The sequence below is a fragment of the Neorhizobium sp. DAR64872/K0K18 genome (assembly GCF_050500175.1).
Classification (GTDB): Bacteria; Pseudomonadota; Alphaproteobacteria; order Rhizobiales; family Rhizobiaceae; genus Neorhizobium; species Neorhizobium soli.
The window spans coordinates 320176-342607 of sequence record NZ_CP191446.1; the positions used below are offsets into that span (position 1 = coordinate 320176).

Annotated in this window: 22 protein-coding genes and 1 tRNA gene; 12 read left to right on the top strand and 11 right to left on the bottom strand. The window is 60.9% G+C overall.

The genetic code is table 11. The features are described 5' to 3' along the window. Positions 1 to 42: 42 nt before the first annotated feature. Complete coding sequence (locus tag ACQY1P_RS07030) at positions 43 to 639, top strand: hypothetical protein (RefSeq protein WP_430255831.1); 597 nt, start codon at positions 43 to 45, stop codon at positions 637 to 639. On the opposite strand, the gene truA is transcribed toward ACQY1P_RS07030, so the two are convergent. From truA to def, 3 genes are read right to left on the bottom strand one after another with little or no spacing between them, the layout of a single operon-like run. Continuing rightward, entirely contained in the window at positions 627 to 1391 is a 765-nt protein-coding gene (gene truA / locus ACQY1P_RS07035) for a tRNA pseudouridine(38-40) synthase TruA (RefSeq protein WP_430255833.1), read from the bottom strand. The genes ACQY1P_RS07030 and truA overlap by 13 nt on opposite strands. Continuing rightward, complete coding sequence (gene fmt / locus ACQY1P_RS07040) at positions 1391 to 2326, bottom strand: methionyl-tRNA formyltransferase (RefSeq protein ID WP_430255835.1); 936 nt, start codon at positions 2324 to 2326, stop codon at positions 1391 to 1393. Before fmt ends, truA begins: the two co-directional genes overlap by 1 nt. A 58-nt stretch (positions 2327 to 2384) precedes the next feature. After that, a complete protein-coding gene (def, locus tag ACQY1P_RS07045) occupies positions 2385 to 2900 on the bottom strand; it encodes a peptide deformylase (RefSeq protein ID WP_430255837.1) in 516 nt (171 codons plus the stop codon). Positions 2901 to 3063: 163 nt separating this feature from the next. Here def and ACQY1P_RS07050 point away from each other — a divergent pair, with 163 nt between their 5' ends. Both ACQY1P_RS07050 and ACQY1P_RS07055 read left to right on the top strand, forming a co-directional pair. Next, a complete protein-coding gene (locus tag ACQY1P_RS07050) occupies positions 3064 to 4221 on the top strand; it encodes a DNA recombination protein RmuC (protein ID WP_430256671.1) in 1158 nt (385 codons plus the stop codon). A 49-nt stretch (positions 4222 to 4270) separates the two neighbouring features. Then, positions 4271 to 5173 carry a ribokinase gene (locus tag ACQY1P_RS07055; RefSeq protein ID WP_430255839.1) on the top strand — a complete coding sequence of 301 codons (903 nt, stop codon included), beginning with the start codon at positions 4271 to 4273 and terminating at the stop codon, positions 5171 to 5173. Between the two features lie 94 nt (positions 5174 to 5267). Here the strand turns inward: ACQY1P_RS07055 and ACQY1P_RS07060 are convergent, their stop codons facing one another. Next, entirely contained in the window at positions 5268 to 5996 is a 729-nt protein-coding gene (locus tag ACQY1P_RS07060) for an EF-hand domain-containing protein (protein ID WP_092663704.1), read from the bottom strand. Between the two features lie 105 nt (positions 5997 to 6101). Next, a complete protein-coding gene (locus ACQY1P_RS07065) occupies positions 6102 to 6815 on the bottom strand; it encodes a pyrimidine 5'-nucleotidase (RefSeq protein ID WP_062578900.1) in 714 nt (237 codons plus the stop codon). A 106-nt stretch (positions 6816 to 6921) separates the two neighbouring features. Between ACQY1P_RS07065 and ACQY1P_RS07070 the strand changes: the two genes are divergently transcribed. Continuing rightward, positions 6922 to 7824 carry a DMT family transporter gene (locus ACQY1P_RS07070; protein ID WP_430255842.1) on the top strand — a complete coding sequence of 301 codons (903 nt, stop codon included), beginning with the start codon at positions 6922 to 6924 and terminating at the stop codon, positions 7822 to 7824. A 21-nt stretch (positions 7825 to 7845) separates the two neighbouring features. Here ACQY1P_RS07070 and argB read toward each other — a convergent pair whose 3' ends face one another. Continuing rightward, the gene (argB, locus tag ACQY1P_RS07075) at positions 7846 to 8733 is read right to left on the bottom strand and encodes an acetylglutamate kinase (RefSeq protein WP_062578904.1); all 888 of its coding nucleotides are present in this window, start codon (positions 8731 to 8733) and stop codon (positions 7846 to 7848) included. Positions 8734 to 8875: 142 nt separating this feature from the next. On the opposite strand from argB, the gene ACQY1P_RS07080 reads away from it, so the two are divergent. The 3 genes from ACQY1P_RS07080 to ACQY1P_RS07090 all read left to right on the top strand — a co-directional run bounded on the left by ACQY1P_RS07080 (position 8876) and on the right by ACQY1P_RS07090 (position 10880). After that, entirely contained in the window at positions 8876 to 9415 is a 540-nt protein-coding gene (locus tag ACQY1P_RS07080; RefSeq protein ID WP_062454914.1) for a sigma-70 family RNA polymerase sigma factor, read from the top strand. Continuing rightward, positions 9412 to 10152 (top strand): anti-sigma factor, encoded by a 741-nt coding sequence (locus ACQY1P_RS07085; protein WP_092663698.1) that lies wholly within the window; start codon positions 9412 to 9414, stop codon positions 10150 to 10152. The genes ACQY1P_RS07080 and ACQY1P_RS07085 overlap by 4 nt, the downstream gene beginning before the upstream one ends. Positions 10153 to 10322: 170 nt before the next feature. Next, on the top strand, positions 10323 to 10880 hold the full coding sequence (locus tag ACQY1P_RS07090; protein ID WP_062453974.1) for a fasciclin domain-containing protein: 558 nt from the start codon (positions 10323 to 10325) through the stop codon (positions 10878 to 10880). An 82-nt stretch (positions 10881 to 10962) separates the two neighbouring features. Here ACQY1P_RS07090 and yihA read toward each other — a convergent pair whose 3' ends face one another. From yihA to rpmH, 5 genes are all read right to left on the bottom strand, one after another. Then, positions 10963 to 11616, bottom strand: a complete 654-nt coding sequence (gene yihA, locus ACQY1P_RS07095) for a ribosome biogenesis GTP-binding protein YihA/YsxC (RefSeq protein ID WP_062453973.1) — start codon at positions 11614 to 11616, stop codon at positions 10963 to 10965. Between the two features lie 58 nt (positions 11617 to 11674). Beyond that, a complete protein-coding gene (locus ACQY1P_RS07100; protein ID WP_082476190.1) occupies positions 11675 to 12631 on the bottom strand; it encodes a DMT family transporter in 957 nt (318 codons plus the stop codon). A 193-nt stretch (positions 12632 to 12824) separates the two neighbouring features. Next, complete coding sequence (gene yidC / locus ACQY1P_RS07105; protein WP_062453972.1) at positions 12825 to 14633, bottom strand: membrane protein insertase YidC; 1809 nt, start codon at positions 14631 to 14633, stop codon at positions 12825 to 12827. Continuing rightward, positions 14633 to 15025 carry a ribonuclease P protein component gene (gene rnpA, locus ACQY1P_RS07110; RefSeq protein ID WP_062453971.1) on the bottom strand — a complete coding sequence of 131 codons (393 nt, stop codon included), beginning with the start codon at positions 15023 to 15025 and terminating at the stop codon, positions 14633 to 14635. Before rnpA ends, yidC begins: the two co-directional genes overlap by 1 nt. A gap of 25 nt (positions 15026 to 15050) precedes the next feature. After that, positions 15051 to 15185, bottom strand: coding sequence for a 50S ribosomal protein L34 (gene rpmH / locus ACQY1P_RS07115; protein WP_062578914.1), 135 nt, complete (start codon positions 15183 to 15185; stop codon positions 15051 to 15053). A 484-nt stretch (positions 15186 to 15669) separates the two neighbouring features. Here rpmH and ACQY1P_RS07120 point away from each other — a divergent pair, with 484 nt between their 5' ends. The 5 genes from ACQY1P_RS07120 (at position 15670) to ACQY1P_RS07140 (ending at position 22393) form a co-directional block, all read left to right on the top strand. Continuing rightward, the gene (locus tag ACQY1P_RS07120; RefSeq protein ID WP_430255845.1) at positions 15670 to 17706 is read left to right on the top strand and encodes a methyl-accepting chemotaxis protein; all 2037 of its coding nucleotides are present in this window, start codon (positions 15670 to 15672) and stop codon (positions 17704 to 17706) included. A gap of 206 nt (positions 17707 to 17912) precedes the next feature. Then, positions 17913 to 19433, top strand: a complete 1521-nt coding sequence (locus tag ACQY1P_RS07125) for an ATP-binding protein (protein WP_430255847.1) — start codon at positions 17913 to 17915, stop codon at positions 19431 to 19433. A gap of 136 nt (positions 19434 to 19569) precedes the next feature. Beyond that, positions 19570 to 19646 (top strand) — tRNA-Arg (locus tag ACQY1P_RS07130). A 113-nt stretch (positions 19647 to 19759) separates the two neighbouring features. Next, entirely contained in the window at positions 19760 to 21289 is a 1530-nt protein-coding gene (locus tag ACQY1P_RS07135) for a glycosyltransferase family 39 protein (protein WP_430255849.1), read from the top strand. A gap of 66 nt (positions 21290 to 21355) precedes the next feature. Then, the gene (locus ACQY1P_RS07140) at positions 21356 to 22393 is read left to right on the top strand and encodes a 4-hydroxyproline epimerase (RefSeq protein ID WP_430255851.1); all 1038 of its coding nucleotides are present in this window, start codon (positions 21356 to 21358) and stop codon (positions 22391 to 22393) included. Positions 22394 to 22432: the final 39 nt, after the last annotated feature.

Consider the following 22432-nt stretch of genomic DNA (forward strand, 5'->3'; position numbering starts at 1 on the left):
ACCGCGGACATTCTTCCCGCAATCCCAATCCAGGAGGTGCCGATGCCGAGCTACGCTGAAGTGCGGTTTTACGTGACCGGCATCTGGCTGCTGATCAAGTGCGATGCGGACGGGTTCAAGCAACTCGATCTTACCGATCGCGGCCTGCTGCGGTCCTTCTGGGCCTTTGTCTGGTGTCTGCCGGCAATGTTCGTCACCTGGGCCTGGTGGCGGATGATGTTTCTGCAGGCAATGCCGCCGGGCACGAAGACCGGAGGTCTGTTCTTCTTCAGGCTCGGCATGCTGGAGGCGATCGACTGGATCCTGCCGCTCATTCTCGTGGGCATCGTCTGCGCGCTGTTCGGGCTCGGCCAGAAATTCCCGACGATGGTGATCGTGGTCAACTGGCTGTCCGTGCCGTTTGCCTATGCTTATGCGGTTCTGGCGGCAGCCTTCATCCTGCCGATCGGCATGACCGGGTTTCTCGCCCTCCTGCATCTGTCGCTGCTGATTGTCGTCGTTGTCGCGCTGACGCGGGTGATGCGCATGCTCTGCGGCCCGCAGCCGCTGCTGGTGGCGGCGCTGGTGATGGTGCTGATCGTGCCGGACATGCTTCTGTCCGAGGTGCTGCAGCGGTTCCTGGGCGTCTATCCGTCCTGACGGTCGTCAGGATAATCCACCTTCATGAAATAGAGGCCATCCGGCGGTGCCACCGGGCCGCAGCGCTTGCGGTCGCGTGCCTCGAGTGCTGCCCTAACGTCCTCGGGCGTAACCTTGCCTTGTCCGGCGATCTTCAGCGTGCCGGCAAAGGAGCGGATCTGGTTGTGCAGGAAGCTTTGAGCCGAAGCGCGGATCTCGATCAGATCGCCTGAGCGCGTCACGTCCAGCCGGTCGAGCGTCCGGACCGGGCTTTTCGCCTGACAGTGGGTGGAGCGGAAGGTGGTAAAATCATGATGCCCGACCAGCATCTGGGCTGCGGCATGCATCGCCTCATGATCGAGAGGTTTTGACACCCACCACGCCCGGTTCGCCTCGAGCGCTAAGGGAGAAGGCCGGTTGAGAATGCGGTAGAGATAGTGCCGCTTGGTGGCCGAGAACCGCGCATCGAAGGTCTCGTCGACGAGGCTGACATCGATGACCGAAACCTTTTCCGATGCCGTCATCAGATAGGCGTTGACGGCGTTGCGCAGCTTGTAAGGCACCCACTCGCGGGAAAGATCCGTATGAACCGTCTGGCCCCAGGCATGCACGCCTGAATCGGTCCGCCCTGCGCCACGGACCGATACGGTCTCGCCGGTCAGCTTCAGGATCGCCTTCTGCATCGCGGCCTGCACCGAATGACCGTTGTCCTGGATCTGCCAGCCAACATAGGACGTGCCGTCATATTCGACGATCATCTTGTAACGCGGCATCAGGCCACCCGCATTCCGGCCGTGATCGCCGTGCCACGCAGGAAATCGGCGGCATCAAGCGGCTTGCCGCCGGCCTTCTGCAGCCGCGTCAGGCAAACGGCGCCTTCACCGCAGGCGATCGTCAGGTGATCGTCCAGCACCGTGCCGACGTCTCCCTGTCCGGAGCCTACGAAAGAAGAGAGGACCTTGATCCGTTCCGGCTTTCCGTTGATCTCGGCCTCGAACCAGGCGCCCGGAAACGGCGAAAGTCCGCGAATATGGTTGTGAACGTCGCGCGCAGGCCTTGAGAAATCGATGCGCGTCTCGCCCTTGTCGATCTTCGACGCGTAAAGCACGCCGTCAGCAGACTGCGGTGTCAGCGGCAGGTCGCCGGCTTCCAGCTTCTCCATCGCCTCGACCATGGCACGCGCGCCCGTCAGCATCAGCCTGTCATGCAACTCGCCAGCGGTCATGGCTTCGCCGATCTCGACTTCCCGGGTGAGCGCGACCGGGCCGGTATCGAGGCCCTTTTCCATCTGCATCACCATCATGCCGGTCTTTGCATCGCCGGCCATGATGGCGCGCTGGATCGGGGCAGCACCGCGCCAGCGCGGCAGCAGCGAAGCATGGCCGTTGTAGCAACCGAGCCGGGTGCCGGTGAGGATCGCTTCGGGCAGAAGCAGGCCATAGGCGACGACCACGGCGACATCCGCCTGGAAGGACCTGAAGGTCTCGCGGTCTTCCTCGCTTTTGAAATTGAGCGGTGTCAGCACCGGGATGCCGAGCAGTTCCGCCGCCTGATGCACCGGCGACTTTACGAGATCGAGCCCGCGGCGCCCGCCGGGACGCGGCGGCTGGCTATAGACCGCAACGATCTCGTGGCCGGCCTGCTTCAGGTTCTGCAGTGTCGGCACGGAAAATTCCGGCGTGCCCATGAAGATGATGCGAAGAGACATGGACCTTTCGCGCCCGCAAGGAACGCGCCTTCAAACCGAGATTGCCTGCAAGCGATCGCTAGACCGCCTTCGCCTTGGCAGCCTTGGTGAACCTCTTGATCACCATTTCGCGCTTCAGCCGCGATATATGGTCGATGAACAGCACGCCGTCCAGATGGTCGATCTCGTGCTGCAGGCAGGTGGCGAGCAGGCCGTCGGCCTCGATCACGTGTTCCTTGCCGTCGCGACCGATATGCTTGACCGTCACGGACGCCGGGCGCTCCACCTCGGCATAGTATTCCGGGATGGAAAGGCAGCCTTCCTCATACACCGATCGTTCGTCCGAAGAGCGGATAATTTCCGGATTGATCACGACGATCGGGTTCTTCTCGTCCTCCTCGCGCGACACGTCGACCACAAGAATGCGGCGGGCAACGCCGATCTGGATCCCGGCAAGGCCGATGCCCGGAGCGTCGTACATGGTTTCCAGCATGTCGTCCGCGAGCTTCAAAAGTGCGTCGTCCACCCGTTCGAAAGGCTTGGACACCTGACGCAGGAGCGGATCTGGAAGAATGATAAGCGGCTTGATCGTCATGGCGATCCCATAACCTATCTTTTTCGCCGATGGAACAGCCCCGGATCGCCGTTTTCGATCAATGTTCCCGTTTTGATCTTTCCAATCCGCGGTTTTCTGCTAGCTTGCCGCCATGAATGACCTGTTCCCCGAGATTTCCCGTTTTCTGGAGAGCCAGCACCCGATGGTGCTGATGGCGGCTTCCTGCGTCTTCGGCATGCTTCTCATGCTGTTTCTCATGCGCCTTTCCGGAGGCAGCGGCCGTCAGGCGGAAGACGCCGAGGCCCGCATGGGCGAGTTGATGCGGATGCAGGGGGAAATGCAGGGCAGGCTTTCGGCGATGGGCGAGACGCTCGCCGCCCGCCAGGTCGAGCTCAGCCAGGTCGTCGGCCAGCGGCTCGATGGCATGACCCACCGTATCGGCGCTACCATTACCGAACAGACCAGATCCACCCATGACAACCTGCGCCAGCTGCAGGAGCGTCTGGCCGTCATCGACGCTGCCCAGAACAACATTCAGAGCCTAGCCAAGGATGTCGTGGGACTGCAGGCGATCCTCTCCAACAAGCAGACGCGCGGCGCCTTTGGTCAGGGCCGGATGGAAGCGATCGTTTCCGACGGCCTGCCGATGGGTGCCTTCGAATTCCAGAAGACGTTGTCGAACGGGTCGAGACCGGACTGCGTGATCCGCATGCCGAACGGCTTGCCACCGCTCGTCATCGACGCAAAATTTCCGTTGGAGGCATGGAATGCGTTTCGCGAAGCGGCCGCACCCGAAGCGCGCCGGGCCGCATCCCAGCAATTCCGTCGCGACATGGAAGTCCACATCCGTGATGTCTCGGAGAAATACCTGATCGCCGGAGAAACGCAGGACACCGCCTTTCTCTTCGTGCCGTCCGAATCGATTTTTGCCGAGATCCATGAGCATTTCGAGGGCGTGATTCAGAAGGCGCAGCGCGCGAGGATCGTCATCGTCTCGCCATCGCTGCTGATGCTGTCGATCCAGGTTATCCAGGCCGTGCTGAAAGACCAGCGCATGCGCGAACAGGCGCATCTGATCCAGGGTGAGGTCGCCTTGCTGATGGAAGATCTCGGTCGCCTCGACGAGCGGACCCGCAAGCTGCAATCGCATTTCTTCGCAGCCCAGAAGGATGTCGAACAGATCGTGACGTCAACCGAGAAGCTCGGCAGGCGTGGCGCAAGGATCGAAGCGCTCGAACTGGAAGCGCCGCCAGCCGCTGCCCCGGTTCCGAAGGTTGGACCGCAGCCCACAGCTCCCGCATCCGGCGCTGTCGAAAGCCGCACCGGCTCGCTGCGCCTGAGGGTGGTTGACGAGGACTGATCCTCTCGGGCAGTGTCGCGCCGCGTTTCACAAAACAGGCAGGCACAGCATGATCACCGTCTTCGGCTCCATCAACATGGATCTTATCGCAACGACAGAGCGGTTGCCGGGGCCGGGCGAAACGGTTGTGGGTTCGACCTTTGCGACGGCCTCCGGCGGCAAGGGTGCCAACCAGGCACTGGCCGCCCGCCGCGCAGGCAGCGAAGTGCGCATGGTCGGCGCGGTCGGAAACGACGGTTTTGCAGACCCAGCGCTGGCTCTGCTCCAGGCATCCGGAACCGACCTATCGGCGGTCACGCGGACAAATATTTCAACCGGCACAGCGCTGATCCTGGTCGGCGATGACAGCGGCGAGAACATGATCGCCGTCGTGCCCGGTGCCAATGGCACGATCGGCGAGGCGCAGGCGCAGGGCGCTGTGGAGGCCATGTCTCCATCCGACACGTTGATGCTGCAGCTCGAGATCCCGCCGGCAGCCGTCGAGGCGGCACTGCGCGCAGCAAAGGCGAAGGGCATACGCACGATGATCAACACCGCGCCGCTGACGGCCGATGCGGTTCGACTATCCGGCCTCGCCGATATCGTCGTCGCCAACGAGACCGAATTCGACCTTCTCGCAGGTTGCACGATCAGCGACGCCCAAGCGCGCGAAGAAGTTTTGCGCCGCCTTCACAGTGAGACCGGCCAGACGTTCGTGGTCACGCTCGGTAGCGAAGGTGTCGTTGCCATGCTTGATGGTGAAATCCTGTCGGCCAAGGGCCTGAAGATCGAGCCTGTGGACACGGTGGGCGCCGGCGATACGTTCTGCGGCTATCTGGCTGCAAGTCTCGATCAGGGGATAGGCTTTGCAGATGCCCTGCGGCGCGCAGCCGTTGCGGGCTCGCTCGCATGCCTTCAGAGAGGCGCTCAGCCGTCTATCCCTGAGGTATCGGCCGTCGAGGCGCGGCTCTGAAAAGTTTCGGACAGTTGAAACGACTGGACCCGCCTCCCGGAAGGGAAGGCGGGTCCATCAGACGACTACCAGTCTAGTTCAGGGGGGCGTAGAACTAGAGGGGGCGGTCCGGCAGGTCGTCGATCGTGATCTGTCCGTCCTTGTTCGTGTCCATGCGGGCGAACAGCTTTTCGGTGGCAGCAGCGGCTTCTTCCTTGCTGATCTTGCGATCGCGGTTCTCGTCGATCATGCGGAACATGCCGGGGCCCATCATACCGTCGCCAGGTCCACCCCTCGGACCGCGATCGCGGCGAGCTTCCCGGCGCTCATGCCGGTCGTGGTGGCGGTCACGGGCCTGTTCGCGGTCGGCACGTGGTCCGTCAGCCTTGGGGGCCTCAGCCTTAGGGCCTTCACCCTCGGGTCCTTCTGCCATCGGGCCGTCTGCATCCGGGCCTTCGTCCTCAGCCTCTTCAGGCGTCGGCGGCGGGTTGTTTTTGCGGAACTCGGCCATCTTGTTGTCACGGAAATCAACCATTTCACCGCGGGTGATGGACCCGTCCTTGTTGAGGTCGATCTCGGCGAAAAGCGCTTCCTGGCGAGCGGTCAGCTCTTCCTTGGAAATCTTGCCGTCCTTGTTCGTATCCGCCTGCTTGAGAAGGCGAACGAACATTACATCCTGCATCATCGCAGCGCGTGGACCGCCATGCGGGCCGCCGTCAGGGCCTCCGCGCCGACCTTCATGATGGCGTGGTCCGTCAGGGCCTGGTGCAGCGAAGGCGGGGATGGCTGCGCCAGCGATGAGAGCAGCGCTCAGGCTTGCCAAAACTATCTTCTTCGCGATCATCGAGTGGTCCTTTCCGGTTGCTTCGATAGCCTGAAGATAGGATCGGCAACTGGTCAAAACCACTTAAACATCTGTAATGTAGATGAACTTTTGGTAAGGCGCGGCCTACGCGAATTTGAGGCCTGACAGGAATGCGGTGAGATCGTCGGTGACGTAATCGATGTGATCGTCCTCGTCTGAAAACTTTTCCCAACGCTCGATGACGACAGTATCGAGATTGCGCGGCACCAGCAGCACCGTGCGCATGCCGAGCGCTTTCGGCGCGATGAGATTGCGCGGCAGGTCCTCGAACATGACAGCGTTCTTCGTATCGACCGTGTGGAGGGCCGCGAACTTGTCGTAGGTTTCGCCGGCGGGCTTGGGCAGGTAACCGGCGGCGACGATATCGAAGATGTCGTCGAAATCGTCGAGAATGCCGAGAGCGCGGGCAGCCGCCTGCGCATGGGGCACGCTGCCATTGGTAAAGATGAACTTGCGGCCGGGAAGCGCCCGGATTGCCGCGCCCAGTTCCGGATGCGGCAACAGCGCCGAGTAGTCGATCGCATGCGCCTGTTCGAGAAACCCGTCCGGATCGATGCCATGGTTCAGCATCAGCCCCTGCAGCGTCGTGCCATGCTCGTGGTAATACTGCTTCTGCAGTCGCTTGGCCTCGTCATGCTCCAGCTGCAGCAATTCCTGCACATAGGCCGTCATGTTCTTGTCGATCTGCGAGAACAGATTGACGTGATGCGGGTAGAGCGTGTTGTCGAGATCGAAAACCCAGTCACGGATATTTGCGAAATCGGCAGCGTCGGGGGCAGTCTTCGGCGTCTTGTCCATAGCCGTGTTATGCCAGCGTTTGAACGGGAAGAAAATCCGCCCCTACGAACATTTACACGCCGCGCCGACCTTGGCCGGTCGTGACCCTGCGTGATACCGCCTTGGGATGGAACTTTGGATCCCCATCACCATCGCTGCCGCTTTTTGTCAGAATCTGCGGTCAGCGCTTCAGAAGCATCTGCAAGGCTCGCTCGGAACCCGCGGCGCAAGCTTCGTGCGCTTCGGCTACGGATTTCCGCTCGCCGTCATCTACGTGCTCGTTCTGCATTTCGGTGTGGGCTATGCATTGCCCAGCCCGGATCTTGAGTTCGTCTTCTGGGTCGTGCTCGGCGGGCTTGCGCAGATATTCGCGACCATGCTTCTGGTCTATCTGTTTTCGCTCAGGAATTTCGCGGTCGGCACCGCCTATTCGAAGACCGAGCCGGTGCAGGCGGCAATCTTCGGCTTCATCATTCTGGGCGACAAACTGACCAGCGGCGGCATAGTGGCGATCATTGTCGGGGTGATCGGGGTGATGCTGATCTCGATGGCCAATCTTCCGATCTCGTGGCGCAATCTCGGCACCGCCATGGTCGGCAGGATCGCGCTGATCGGCATGGCCTCGGGCGGCCTCTTCGCCATCGCCTCGATTTCCTTCCGCTCCGCGTCGCTGTCGCTGAATGGACCCAATTCGATCATGCAGGCCGCCGTCACCCTGACATGCGTCACGATATTCCAGACCGTTTTCATGCTGATCTGGATGCTGTGGAAGGACAAGCGAGAGATTGTCCAGGTCGTGCGTACGTGGCGCTCCTCGGCGCTGGTCGGGCTCGCTGGCGTGGTCGGCTCCGCCTGCTGGTTCACGGCCATGACGCTGCAGCAGGTGGCCTATGTGAAGGCGCTCGGCCAGATCGAGCTGATCTTCACCTTCGCCTCGTCCTATTTCCTGTTCCACGAACGGCTGAACCGCATGGAACTGTCGGGCTGCCTGCTGATCGTCTGCGGTATCCTCGGCCTTCTGATGTCCTGAGGGCCGAGCTCTTGCTGCCGCTCAGGGTACGATCAGCGTGCCCGCACCGTGTTCGGTGAATATCTCGAGCAGTACCGAATGCGCGGTCTTGCCGTTGAGGATGACGACGCCCTGAACGCCTGCGCGGATCGCCTCGATGCAGGTTTCGACCTTGGGGATCATACCGCCGGAAATCGTGCCATCCTTGATCAGCGCCTGTGCCTGCGCGACGGTCAGTTCCTTGATCAGGTTCTTGTCGCGGTCGAGCACGCCTGGAACGTCCGTGAGGAACAAGAGGCGGGTGGCATGCAGCGCGCCGGCAATGGCACCCGCAAACGTGTCGGCATTGATGTTGTAGGTGGCGCCGTCGCGGCCGGGGGCCACGGGGGCGATGACGGGGATCATCTCGGACTTGGCAAGCAGGTCGAGCAGCGTCCGGTCAACTTCGACAACCTCGCCGACGAAGCCGAGGTCGAGCACGCGCTCGATGTGGCTATCAGGATCGATGATGGTCTTCTTGGCCTTTTCGGCAAACACCATGTTGCCGTCCTTGCCGCAGAGACCGATCGCCCATTCGCCGGTCTGATTGATCAGCGCGACGATTTCCTTGTTGATCGATCCGGCAAGGACCATCTCGACGATCTCGACCGTCTTTGCGTCGGTGACGCGAAGCCCGCCCTCGAATTTCGATTCGATGCCCATCTTGGTCAGCATCGCGCCGATCTGCGGGCCGCCGCCATGAACGACGATCGGGTTGACGCCGGACTGCTTGAGAAGCGCGATATCGGCCGCGAAAGCCTTGCCCAGAGCCATATCGCCCATCGCATGGCCGCCGTATTTGACGACGATCGTCTTGTTCTCGTAGCGCTGCATATAGGGCAGCGCCTGTGCCAGAAGTTGTGCCTGAAGTTCGCTTTCCGAAGCCGTCATGGAAATACCTCTGGGAAAATGTGTGGGGCCTTTTAACGCATGTTTTTGACAGATCAAATAATTCATGAGCAAAATTACGGTGAGGCATGTATGTGGCAGCGATGCATTGCGTCTTGTGCCGCACGGGGAGGCTTTGGTTTTGGTGAGTGATCGCGAGATTGCCGAATTGATCGGCCGCGTAGGACTGCGCGACCGGACGGCATTCACAAAGCTTTATTCCGGCGTTTCGCCGAAACTATTCGCAGTCTGCCTGCGTATCCTGAAGGATAGGGCCGAATCAGAAGATGCCCTGCAGGAGATTTTCGTGCGGATATGGCAGAGAGCCGATCGGTTTGCCCCTTCGGGAACAAGCGCAGCCGGTTGGCTCGTCGCAATCGCCCGAAACCATTCGATCGACCGCCTTCGCGCCCGCCGGCCCGTGACGGACGCTCTGGAAGACAGGACGGATATTGCCGACCTCGGTCCTGATCCGGAGGAGGCGTCGGTGATGCGCGGTGAAGGAAGGCGTATTGACAGCTGCATGCAGGAGCTCGATCCTGACCGCGCAGGTGCCGTCAAAAGCGCCTATGTCGAAGGCCTGACCTATCAGGAACTGGCGGAACGCCATGGCGTGCCGCTGAATACGATGCGAACCTGGCTGAGGCGCAGCCTTCTCAAGCTGAGGGAGTGCCTGGACCGATGACGACACCAGACCAAAGCGAAAACGATCGCTCCCGCGACCAGCTTCTGGCTGGCGAATATGTGCTCGGCGTCCTGCCGCTTGACCAGCGCCGCCGCGTCGAGGATCGCATCGTCCGTGATGCGGCCTTTGCGGCCATGGTGATGCGCTGGCAGGAAAACCTGTCTTCCGACCTCGATGCGGAATACGGCGAGGAACGTCCGCCGAAAGGCGTTTACGCCAGGATCGAAAAGCGCGTCTTCGCCCAGAACGGTTTTGGAAACGAGCTGGCACGCGGTGGATGGTGGAACTCGCTGCTTTTGTGGCGCGGCCTGTCATTCGCCTCGATTGCCCTTTTGGTGACATACGCGTCCTTGTCAACGGGCTGGATCGGCGGACCTGTGGGTGGCTCTGCGCCGGGCAAGCAACTGGTCGCCGAGATGAGCGGCGAGGGCAATGCGTTCGGCCTGAGGGCGCGGTATGACGGTGCCAGCGGTCGCTTGCAGCTGACGCCCGTTGCCGCAACGACGGCGGAACGCCGCTCGCTCGAACTGTGGCTTGTCCCCGGCAGCGGTGAAGAGGCAATCTCGCTCGGTATCCTGCCGGAAAGCGGCAGCGACACGATCGAAGTGCCGGCCGGGCATCGCAAGCGTGTCGAGAACGGCGCGTCCTTCGCCGTCAGCCTTGAACCATTGGGCGGCTCGCCGACCGGTCACCGGACCGGGCCGGTTCTCGCCGTCGGAAAGATCCGGGATCTCTAATTAAGGGATGCTAAATCAAAGGCATAGCGGATTTCTGTCTTCGCGTCGCCAGCCTTTGAAACTCTTCCCGCTTTCCTCTCGTCTCTAGCCATGTCCCCACAGAGGGAAAGCCGGACCTGGGAGGCGCCTTCAGCGCCGGGGTCGTTCAGGCTGTAGAGAGGAAGAGAACAATGTTTAAATCCGCAATCCGCCTTGCCGCATGCGCCGCAATCCTGTCCGCCTCCGTTGCCGGCGCCTACGCCGCAAACCCGAAGGTCGGTGGCGCTGCCATGTATGAAGACAAGAACATCGTCGAGAATGCCATGAACTCCAAGGATCACACGACGCTGGTCGCCGCCGTGAAGGCTGCGGGCCTCGTCGAGACCCTGCAGGGCAAAGGTCCGTTCACCGTGTTCGCGCCCACCAACGAAGCCTTCGCCGCGCTGCCGAAGGGCACCGTCGAAACCCTGTTGAAGCCGGAAAACAAGGCACAGCTGACCAAGATCCTTACCTGCCACGTCGTGGCCGCGAACGCCATGTCGACCGCGATCGAAAAGATGATCAAGGACGACAAGGGCACGCATGACGTCAAGACCGTCGGCGGCTGCGTTCTGAAGGCCAAGGAAAGCATGGGCAAGATCACGCTCACCGACGAAACCGGTGGTGTGGCCACTGTGACGATCGCCGACGTCAAGCAGTCGAACGGCGTCATTCACGTCATCGACAAGGTTCTGCTGCCGAAGATGTAACGGCTGACCAAAGCAGGTCGAAGCGTCGCATAAAGATCCGGTCGCCCGTCACAGGCGGCCGGATTTTTTCGTTTCGGGAGATTTACCGGCCGATGGTCTTCATGATCTCGGCGCGCAGCTCGTCCAGGCCGCGGCCTTTCTCAGACGATGTCGACAGCACTTCCGGATAGGCAGCGGGCCGCTTGCGGATCTTTTCGAGCGTCTCGGCAATCAGCCTCGGAACCGCAGGATCCTTGATCTTGTCTGTCTTGGTCAGCACGATCTGATAGGAGACGGCGGCCTTGTCGAGGAGGTCGAGCACGTCCTCGTCGTTCTTCTTGATGCCATGGCGGCTGTCGATCAGCACATAGACGCGCTGCAGCGTGGCACGGCCACGCAGGTAATCGAACACGAGCTTCGTCCAGGCATCGACGTTTTCTTTCGGCGCCTGCGCATAGCCGTAGCCGGGCATGTCAACCAGCGCCATCGGCGGCAGGTCGCCTGCCTGGCCGGAATAGCCGTCGGGCACGAAATAGTTCAGTTCCTGTGTGCGGCCCGGCGTGTTGGATGTGCGCGCCAGCCCCTTGTAGCCCACGAGCGCATTGATCAGCGAGGACTTGCCGACATTCGAGCGTCCGGCAAACGCGATCTCAAGCGGTCCTTCCGGCGGCAGAAACTCCATCGAGGGCACGCCGCGGATAAAGATCCACGCGCGGCCGAACAGCGTCTTTTCCTCGGAATTATGGTCTGCGGCCATGGTCTCGTCGTCCTGTCTTCAATTCAAGGACATCGCTTCCGGGTTTTAGCCCCATATGTCAAGCGTTCGACCGGTTCTGTCTCTTCTGGCGACGAAACTCGAAGGTCAGATGGGTGATGAGCGCGGCAAGGATCAGCACCCCGCCCGCGATCGTGCGCGGTGCCGGGATCTCGCCGTGGATCACGGCGACCCAGACGGGCCCGAGAACGGTTTCACCAGTGCCGAGCAGGGCAGCCAGCGCTGAGGGGATAAGCCGCGCACCGGTGACGAACAGTGCCATGCCGAGCCCGAGATTGAGCGCACCGAAGATGAAGAGAATACCGAGTTCGCCCGGGGTGACCGCGAGGTTCGAAGACATCGTCAGCGCGATCATGCCGGCTGCAAAGCATCCGAAGCAGGTGGCGGGTGTCATCCGCACATGCGGGTAACGGCGGGTGATGACGGTCGCCAGCGCAAACACCAGCGGAATGATCAGCGCCAGACCGTCTCCGAGCGGCGAGACCTTTCCGGTAAACGAGGACGATACCATGATGCCGACACCGACGATCACGGTGCCGATCGCAAGCCAGGTAACGCCCGATATGCGCTCGCCGTAAAACAGCCAGACCATCAGCGCCGCAAACAGCGGCACACCGGCACCGAGCAGCACCACATTGGCGACGGTCGTATACTGGATCGATATGATAAAGCAGGTGGACGCCACCATGAAGCAGAGGCCGACCGAAAGGCCCGGCCAGCCCATGCTGCGAAACAGCGCCACCGTGCCGCGCGGCCCGTCGCGCAGCAGCATGAAGGCGAGCAGGAACAGGGTGCCGAACAGGCTGCGCCAGAACACGATCGTCCAGCTGTCGGGGATATCGAGAAAGCGGGCGATCGCACCGCCGAAACTCCAGGCAAAAGCAGAGCCGAAGACGAGCAGGGCGCCGATACGGTATTCCGAGCCGGGAAGGCTCGCGGGGATCGTGCCGGCCAAGGGTGGACCCGGTGGGGTGGGCGGCGGGAAGGGCGCGGGCATGGGACTGTTCCGGTTGCTGGAGCAATTCCAGCGTCAGCATGTTCTACTCTGCTTGCGGAACTTGCCTCGGGCAACCTAGCGCCGGCCCAAAGGCGGGACTGATCCACCCACGTCAGCCAATGTCGCTTTCCGCTCGCTAGGCTCTCAATCGGCCAAAGAAAAACCCCGGCGAACCGGGGTTTCTGAAGAATAGCTATTTGGACGCCGCGGGCTTTCGTTTGAACAGCCCCTTCATGTTGTCGAACAGCTCGATCTTGGCGCCGTGGCGCTTCATGATCAGGGCCTGCTGCGACACCGAAAGCGTGTTGTTCCATGCCCAGTAGATCACGAGACCGGCCGGGAAGGACGCCAGCATGTAGGTGAAGACCAGCGGCATCCAGGTAAAGATCATCGCCTGTGTCGGATCCGGCGGCGTCGGGTTCATGCGCATCTGGATGAACATCGTGATGCCCATGATGATAGGCCAGACGCCGATCATCAAGAAATGCGGGACGTCGTAAGGCAGAAGACCGAACAGGTTGAACAGCGATGTCGGGTCCGGCGCGGAAAGGTCCTGGATCCAGCCAAAGAACGGCGCATGGCGCATTTCGATGGTGGTATAGATCACCTTGTAGAGCGCAAAGAAGACAGGGATCTGCAGCACCACCGGCCAGCAACCGGCGATCGGGTTGATCTTTTCTTCCTTGTAGAGCGCCATCATCGCCTGCTGAAGGGCCATGCGGTCATCACCGTGCTTGGCCTTCAGCTCTTCCATCCGCGGCTGCATGCGCTTCATGTTGGCCATGGAGGCATACTGCTTGCTCGCCAGCGGGAAGAAGAGCAGCTTGACGACGACGGTTGTCAAAAGGATTGCCACGCCGAAATTGCCCACGTGACGGAAGAAGAAGTCCATCAGTTTGAACATTGGCTTGGTGATGAAGTAGAACCAGCCCCAGTCGATGACGAGATCGAAATGCGGGATCTTGAGCTGCTCGACATACTGGTCGATCAGCGGAACTTCCTTGGCGCCGGCAAACACGAGGCTCTTCAGCTCTGTCGACTGGCCGGGAGCGATCGAAAGCGCGTCGCCCTTGTAATCCGCCTGGTAACGCGGCTGGCCATCGGTGAAATGCGTGAAGCGGGATTCGAACGGCATCGCCTGTGGCGGCACGATCGTCGAGGCCCAGTATTTGTCGGTAATGCCGAGCCAGCCGCCGGTCGCCTTGGTGTTGGCGACAGCCTCTTCCTCGATATTGTGATAGGTATGTTCGCTGAGACTGCCGTCTGCACCGAGAACGCCGATGAAGCCTTCGTGGATGACCCAGACGGACGGCGTTGCCGGCTTGTTGTAACGGGTCACGCGGCCATAGGAGGAGATCGAAACCGGCTCTTGGGTCGGGTTGTCGATCTTGTCGTTGACCGTGATCATGTAGTGTTCGTCGATCGCGATGGTGCGGTTGAAGACGATGCCCTTGTCGTTCGTGAACGACAGCGTCACCGGCGTTTCGCGCGTCAGCCGGTCGCCGCCAGCAAGCGTCCACCGCGTGCCGGAACCGGGTACGGTGCCGCTGGTGTCGCTGCCGATGTAGCCAAGCTCGGTGAAATAGCCGTCTCTGGTATCGGCCGGGGAGAATAGCGTGATGATCGGGCTCTTGTCGTCGACCGTCTCATGATATTCGCGAAGCTTCAGATCGTCGAAGCGAGCGCCGACCAGGTTGATGGAGCCGGAAACGGCCGCGGTCTCGATCGCAACGCGCGGAGACTTTGCAAGCGCCTCTTCGCGGGTAGCCGTCGCCTGCGCCTGGTTTGCGCCAGGAAGGTTGCCGGTCGAGGTTGCAGCGCCCGGGCTTTCCGGCGTGAAGTTCTGTCCGGCCTGCTCGGTGGTCTGCTGCTGCTGCGCAAGCCGTGCTTCGTCGGCGCGCTGCTGAGCTTCCATCCTCGGGTTCATATAGAGGAACTGCCAGGCAAGGACGATCATCACAGAAAGTGCGATCGCGATGAAGTAATTGCGGTTTTTTTCCATCATGCTTTCCTGGAAAGGGTCTCCTCGGACCGCTTCGATTTCGGCAGGCTTTCGATGCGCTCGATGAGCTGTGCCGTCATGTCTGCAAACGGGGTCTTGAGGACCTCCCTCCGCGCGACAATGACATAGTCGTGTCCGTTCTTCATTGCAAATGCGGCTGAGTGCCGAACCGCCTCTTTCAGGCGGCGGCGCATGCGGTTTCGTTCAACCGCGTTGCCATGCTTCTTGGTAACAGTAAATCCGACCCGCGGCGCTTCGTCCGGCTGATGTCGATCAAGGACTTCCAGAAGGAAAGTCCGGCCGCGTCGGGTTTCACCCTTTCGCACGGCAAGGAACTGCGGCCGGCTTTTCAGCCGCCCGGCAGTCTTCTTGTTCGTAGGTTCGGTCGTCATCGCCCGCTATCCGGGCATCCCGGCGTTAAGCCGAGAGACGAGCGCGGCCACGTGAGCGGCGAGCGGCAAGAACCTTCTGGCCACCCTTGGTTGCCATACGGGCGCGGAAGCCGTGACGACGCTTGCGAACAAGCTTGGACGGCTGGTAGGTACGCTTCATTTTTTTAATACCGCGGTGTGCGGCCCTTCTTGAAGTTTGCTTCGTTAAAAGCAAGAGCGTTTAGGAAACGTTCGGGCGCCGGCCGCAGTGCGACTGTGAGCCTTGTGAACGTGCGCGGCTTATAAGGGGAAGAGGCGCGAAAAGTCAATCGCAGCACCGCGATTGCGCTCGGTTCCGGGCAAGTGTCTGACGAAACTGGCTGGATTCTGGATGTCGCGTTAACGCTTGTGTCCACACGGGCTTTCCATGTCCTGTAAGCCTGACGGATGAAAACCGTGCTTTCCCGGAGTAGACCCCATGTATTTTCGTGGATCCGGGAGACTTCAGCCAGTCGCGAGGCAGCGCTAGACTAGGCGGGCGCTCACTAATTGAGCTTTTGATCATCAACAAATGTTAATCTCTCAGTGCTATTTCTCGCACCATCAAGATGTAGGGGTTTAGGGCCCTCCGCATTTTTTAATTTGTCGCTTCGGGGGAATGCATTGTGAAGATAAGAGCCAAGATCAACATGCTCGTTGGTGTGATGAGCGTTGTAACCTGTGTCATCGGTGGCATATCGCTCTTCGCAGTCCAGAAATACAATCAGCAGACCAGAGACTATGCTGCTGTTGCGCAGCGCGTGTACCAGGGTGAGCATCTTAACCGCATGGTGACGGCCGTTGTTATGGATGCGCGGGGCGTCTATGCAGCCAAGGACGCAGCAAGCGCCAAGCCGTTCGGCGATGGTATCATGAAATCGCTTGCCGAAATCGAGAAGCTCATCGCCGCTTGGGGGCCGACCGTCCCGGCGGAGGAGAAGGAAATCTTCGACAAGCTCGTCGCGCGCTTCCAGGAATTTAAGGCCTTCCGCTCCGAGACTGCGCGTCTGGGCCAAGCCGAAGGGCCACAGGCCGCCAACGTTCAGGGCAATAACGACGCCAATCGCGCCAACCGCAAGGCTTACCAGGAGCAGATCGACGCAATCGTCAAGATCGACCAGGCGGCGATGGACAAGCTCAGCGCCGAAATCGACGGCTTTGGCGACATGATCTTCTACAGCGTGCTCGGCGCGACCCTGCTGGGTGTGATGGGTGGTCTGGCATTCGGCATTTCGCTCGGTCGCAAGCAGATAAGCCAGCCGATTCTCGAGCTTACGTCTTCGATGAAGCGCCTGGCCACCGGCGACTACGCTGCAGCTGTGCCCTTTGCCGGCCGTGCCGACGAAATCGGAGACATGGCCGAGGCTGTCGGCGTGTTCAAGAAGAACGGCCTCGAGGTGGCGCGGATGAGCGGTGCCGAAGCAGAGATGCGATCGAAGAACGATGATCTTCAGGCGCGCATGGCCAACGTCGTCGGCGCAGCGGTCGAAGGTGATTTTTCGCGGCGCATCGACAAGCAGTGGGGCGATGAAAACCTCGACCGGTTCGCACGCAATGTCGATCAGCTTGTCTCAAGTGTCGATGCAGGCGTGGCGGAAACGCGCCGTGTCATCGGCAGCTTGGCGGAAGGCAAGTTCGACGACAGCATGGCCGGCCATTTCAAGGGCGCCTTTGCCGAACTGCAGCAGAACGTCAATGCGACGATGGACACGCTGCGTGGCACCATGCGCAACATCCGTGCCGGAACCGGCGCGATGAACGACGGGGCATCCGAACTCAGCTCCGCCGTCAACGATCTCTCCAAGCGCACCGAGCAGCAGGCAGCGGCTCTCGAAGAAACCTCGGCGGCACTCGACGAGATCACAGCTGTCGTGAAGACCTCGACAGAGCGCGCCACCGAGGCGACCGTGATGGTGAGCGAAGCCAAGACCAGTGCCGTGCAGTCCGGTGAGGTGGTGCGCAGCGCGGTCGACGCCATGGGCCGTATCGAGCAGGCATCGCGCGAGATTGCCCAGATTACCAACGTCATCGACGAGATTGCCTTCCAGACCAACCTCCTGGCGCTCAACGCCGGTGTCGAGGCAGCTCGTGCGGGCGAAGCCGGCAAGGGATTTGCCGTCGTCGCACAGGAAGTGCGCGAGCTGGCCCAGCGGTCGGCCAGTGCGGCCAAGGATATCAAGGCGCTGATCGGCAAGTCCGGTGACGAAGTAGCGGCCGGCGTGCGTCTCGTCCAGAACACCGGCCATGCCCTGTCCGACATTGAATCCCGCGTCATCAGCATCAACGATCACATCAACTCGATCGCCGTTGCATCGCGCGAGCAGGCGACCGGCTTGGCGGAGATCAACAGCGCCATCAACCAGATGGATCAGGTGACGCAGCAAAATGCCGCGATGGTGGAAGAAACATCCGCCGCGACCTCAAGGCTTTCCGGTGAAGCGGACAATCTTTTCGCACTCGTATCCAAGTTCCGGATCGACGGAGAAGCGTCGGGTCATCGTGGGCTCGTCGCGGTCGCTTCCGGTTCTGCCACTGCAAGAACACCGGCGCCCCGCGTGTCCCCAGTCAAGACCATGACCAAATCGATCGCCCGCGCCTTTGGCGGCGGATCCGCCGCTGCGGCAGCGGCGCCGTCGGCAAGCGCGGACTGGGAAGAGTTCTGAGCCGAACCAACCGTGCAAGCGAACAGGGGCCCAGGTGGTATCGTCCATCCGGGCCCTTTGTTTTTGTCGGTTCTGTCGTGCTTCAATCTAGCCCAGGAAACGCTTTAAGGCCGACTTCCGGTTGGGGGGTGGAAAAAATGCGCCAGAAAGCTAGAATATGCAGATGATTGCAGCCACCACCGAACGGCTGGACAGGCGAGATAACGATGACGAGCCACATGGATGATGCGGCCGAAACTCCAAAGCAGGAGCAATCGGCGCAGACCGGAGCAGCCTCCAGGGCGTCTGCCGAGCAGATGCCGCAGCTTTTCCGTGGGCTCTCCGGTCGTCTTCTCTGGCTGACGATCGTCTTCGTGATGCTGGCCGAAATCCTGATCTTCATGCCGTCTGTTGCCGGCATGCGGATGAATTGGCTGCGTGACCGGCTGGATACTGCCGCTGCGGCCGGAATCGTCATCGACGGACTTCAACCGGCGGAACTGCCCCGCGCCGTGCAGGACGACACGCTTCTTGCCACAGGAACCAAGGTGATTGCGCTGCGCAAGGACGGGACCTCGCGCCTGCTGGCAGCAGTCGATGTGCCGCCGCAGATCGACGAGCAGTATGACCTGACCGATACGCCGCTTCTGGTGACGATGCGCGACGCGCTGGACACGCTGTTTTTGGGCGGCGGACGCGTCATGCGCATCTACGGCCCGATCGGAGAAAGTGACATGATCATCGAACTGGTCATGACCGACGATGCTCTGCGCAAGGATATGCTCAAATACGCGAAGATGATGTTTCTCCTGTCGCTGCTGATTTCGATCATCACGGCAGTTCTTATCTTCCTCGCCATCAACCGCATGATGATCCTGCCGATCCGGCGCCTGACGAAAAGCATGCAGAAATTTTCCGAGCAGCCGGAAGATCCTGCGCGTGTGTTTACTGCCGACCGGTCTCGTGGCGAGCTCGCCGTCGCCGGCCGGCATTTGTCGGCCATGCAGACTGAGCTGCAGCGGACGCTGAAACAACAGCGCAACCTGGCCGATCTCGGTCTCGCCGTCTCCAAGATCAACCACGACATGCGCAACATCCTTGCGTCAGCGCAGCTGATGTCGGACCGCCTGACCGATGTCGAAGATCCGATGGTGCGCAGCTTCGCACCAAAACTGTTGCGCACGATCGACCGCGCAGTCGGCTACACGACCGAAGTGCTGGCTTACGGGCAGGCCTCGGAAGCCGCGCCGAAGCGACGCAGGATTCTTCTCGCCGAACTTTTCCAGGAAGTCCGCGACATCCTGGCCATCGATCCTGATGCCGGCATCGAATTTCACGATCAGATCGCCGTCGATCTCGAGGTCGATTGCGACAGCGAACAGATCTTCCGGGTGATCCACAACCTCTGCCGCAACGCGCTGCAGGCGCTGGTGACGTTCGAGCCGGACGACAAGTCGATTGCGCGCCGCATCACGGTGTCAGCCCACAGGGTCGGCAGCGTCGTCAGCATCATGATTGACGACACCGGACCCGGCATGCCCCGCAAGGCCCGCGAGAACCTGTTCTCGGCCTTCCGCGGTTCGGCCCGGTCCGGCGGCACCGGTCTTGGCTTGGTGATCGCACGCGAGCTTGTCCTTGCCCATGGCGGCACGATTGCGCTGGTGGAAAAGCCGACCGAGGGTACTCAGTTCCGCATCGAAATTCCCGACCGTCCCGTATCGCTGGACGACTACCGCGCCCGCGCCTGATCGCAAAATCACGCAAATTCAGGGGCTTGCGAACTATTTGACATGAAAATGACAGTCGCTGACCGAAAATCGCTTGCAATCCTTTGCCGCAGCATTTAGAGGATCGCCACGCAAGCAAAATACACTGCTTGCAGACGCACCCGTAGCTCAGCTGGATAGAGCACCAGACTACGAATCTGGGGGTCAGGAGTTCGAATCTCTTCGGGTGCGCCATTCTCTTCTTCCCAAAAATGTTCTCTCAACTCTCGGTCCGCCGGCAATCATTTTTGTTGATTTGTCGATAGGGGATATGCGACCTGCTGTTCCGTCAATTCGGAGCGAGAACCATGCAGAAGGCAAACATGCTGTCATCGAGAGACGGTGGCTCCGGCGCTAGTGGGGGCATCTCCGGCTTTCTTTCCGGCGGTGTGAAGCCGGTCGCGGTGTTGTTCGGCATCTACTTCATGCTCAGCATCGCCATTCGCGTGTCGCTTCCCAATTCGTTGACGCTCGACGAGGCTGAGCAGTCGCTCAACTCGCAGTTCTGGCTGCTCGGCTACGGACCGCAGCCGCCTTTCTACAACTGGGTACAGAACCTGTTCGTTGGCGCGCTGGACATCTCGCTGCTGTCGCTGGCGCTGCCCCGGTTCGGAATGCTGTTCCTGGTCTATCTGTTCATGGGCCTTGCCGCGCGGGAACTGCAGGTCAGCCGCAGCTTTGCCGGCCTTGCTATGCTCAGCCTGACGCTGCTGCCGCAGGTTTCCTTCATGCCGCAGCAGGATCTTACCCACACGATCGCGCTCCTGATGGCGACCTCCCTGTTTTTCTACGGTCTTTGCCGCACGCTGGTGCGTCCTGACTGGCAGGGATATGCGATCATCGGCATTGCGATCGGGATCGGTACGATCTCGAAGTACAATTTCGTCATCCTTCCTGCCGCGACCATCGTGGCGGTTGCCCTCGATCGGGACTGGCGCGCGCGTCTTCTTGATCCGCGCATGCTGCTTGCCGCCGTCATCTGCATTGCCATCGTCCTGCCGCACGCGGTCTGGCTTCTCGGCAATCTCGATCTCGCAACGCGTGGCACGCTCGGCAAAATGGTTGAGTCGGATGCGCCGCAGGGTATTTTCCGCGTCACCAAGGCGCTCGGATCGCTCCTCGTCGCCTGCCTCGCCTTTGGCGCACTGGCTGTCGTCGTGCTGGCACTTGCATTCAAGTCGTCGGTCAAGCGGGCGGTCAGGGCAGGCGATCGCTGGACCACGCTGTTTGGCCGCATCATGCTGTTCTCGCTGGTTGGCGTGGTTGCGGTCGTCCTCGTGGCTGGAACGACACGGATCACCGAGCGCTGGCTCGACCCTTATCTGCTGGCATTGCCGCTATATCTGCTGCTGAAATTCGATCGCGCCGGGGCCGACCTTGGTTTGGGTTTCAAACGGCTGGTCCCCGTGTTTCTGGTGATCATGGTGGTCGTGCTGGTACCTGGGCCGGCAAAGGTTCTCACGGCAGGCCTGCTTGGACCTCCGGGCCGTATCAATATGCCGTTTGCTGACCTGGCAAAGCAGATCCGGACCGAGGATCGCCCGGCAACCATCCTGGCACTCGGGATGCATCTTTCCGGCAATATCCGCATGCAGTTTCCCGATGTACCGGTGTTCGACATCGACAGTGCATCGGGCAAGCGCGCGATGCGGGATCTCGCGCCGCCGGTCCTCGTGATCGAGGCGGATGGAGACGGTGCCGTTGTCGAGCCGAAACTCGATGCGGCAATGCTGGAAAGCGCGACCGGTCTTTCCGCCACCGATTTCCGGACAAGGCTCGTTCCGTATCATCGCGCGCCGGACCGAAACATGGGCTTCCGGTACCTCTGGCTTCGCTGAGGCCGGTTTCAAAGAGATCAGGCCGGTGAGATCCGGCAACAGGTTCAAGCGCGTCAGGGGCGAAACATGAGATGGAAACGTACGATCCAGTTGCTGGATGTTCATGCCGAAGGTGAGATCGGACGGGTCGCAATCGGTGGCGTCCCCAAGATCCCGGGCGATACGGTCGCAGCCCAGCTTGCCTGGTTGAATTCCGATCCCAAGGGCCACGAACTGCGCCGCTTCCTCTGCCTGGAACCGCGTGGCGCCCCGATCGGTTCCGTCAACCTGCTGCTGCCGGCGAAGCATCCAGATGCGGATGCAGCCTTTGTGATTCTCCAGCCGGATCAGGCGCATGCCAGTTCTGGGTCCAACTCCATCTGCGCCGCCACCGCGCTTCTGGAAGCTGGTATCGTTGAGATGAAGGAGCCCGAGACGGTTGTGACGCTGGAAACGGCTGCGGGCCTCGTCAGGGCCGTTGCTACCTGTCGGGACGGGCGATGCGAGAAGGTGAAGCTCACCATGGTTCCGTCCTTCGTGCATCAGCTTGATGTGACGATCAGCACGCCGCAATGGGGAGATGTCACGCTCGACCTATCATACGGCGGCATCTTCTATGCATTGGTTGATGTCGACCAGATCGGCCTGAAGATCGAGAAGGGCAATGCCGCGGAACTGGTCAAGGCCGGCATGATCCTGAAGGATCTGGTCAACCGGCAGGTCGAGGTCGTACACCCTGAAATTCCCGAAATTTCCGGCGTTGCTTATGTGATGTTTCGCGATACGGAAGCGGATGGCACGGTCAGAACCTGCACGACGATGTGGCCGGGCCGGGCAGACAGGTCGCCCTGCGGCACCGGCAACTCGGCCAATCTCGCAACGCTTCACGCGCGCGGCAGGGCAAAGGTCGGAGACAGCTTCATCTCGCGCTCCATCATCGGCACTCAGTTCGAAGTGGGATTGGCTGCCGAAACGACAGTTGCCGGCAAACCTGCGATCATTCCGACGATAGCGGGACGCGGTTTTACATTTGGTCTGCACCAGATCGCGCTTGATCCGTTCGACCCACTGGCCGATGGTTTCGCGATGACGGATGTCTGGGGTCCGTCAGCCGGAGATATCTAAGCGGAGGCCGTCGGCGAGCCTTGCGTCGTCTCGACGGTC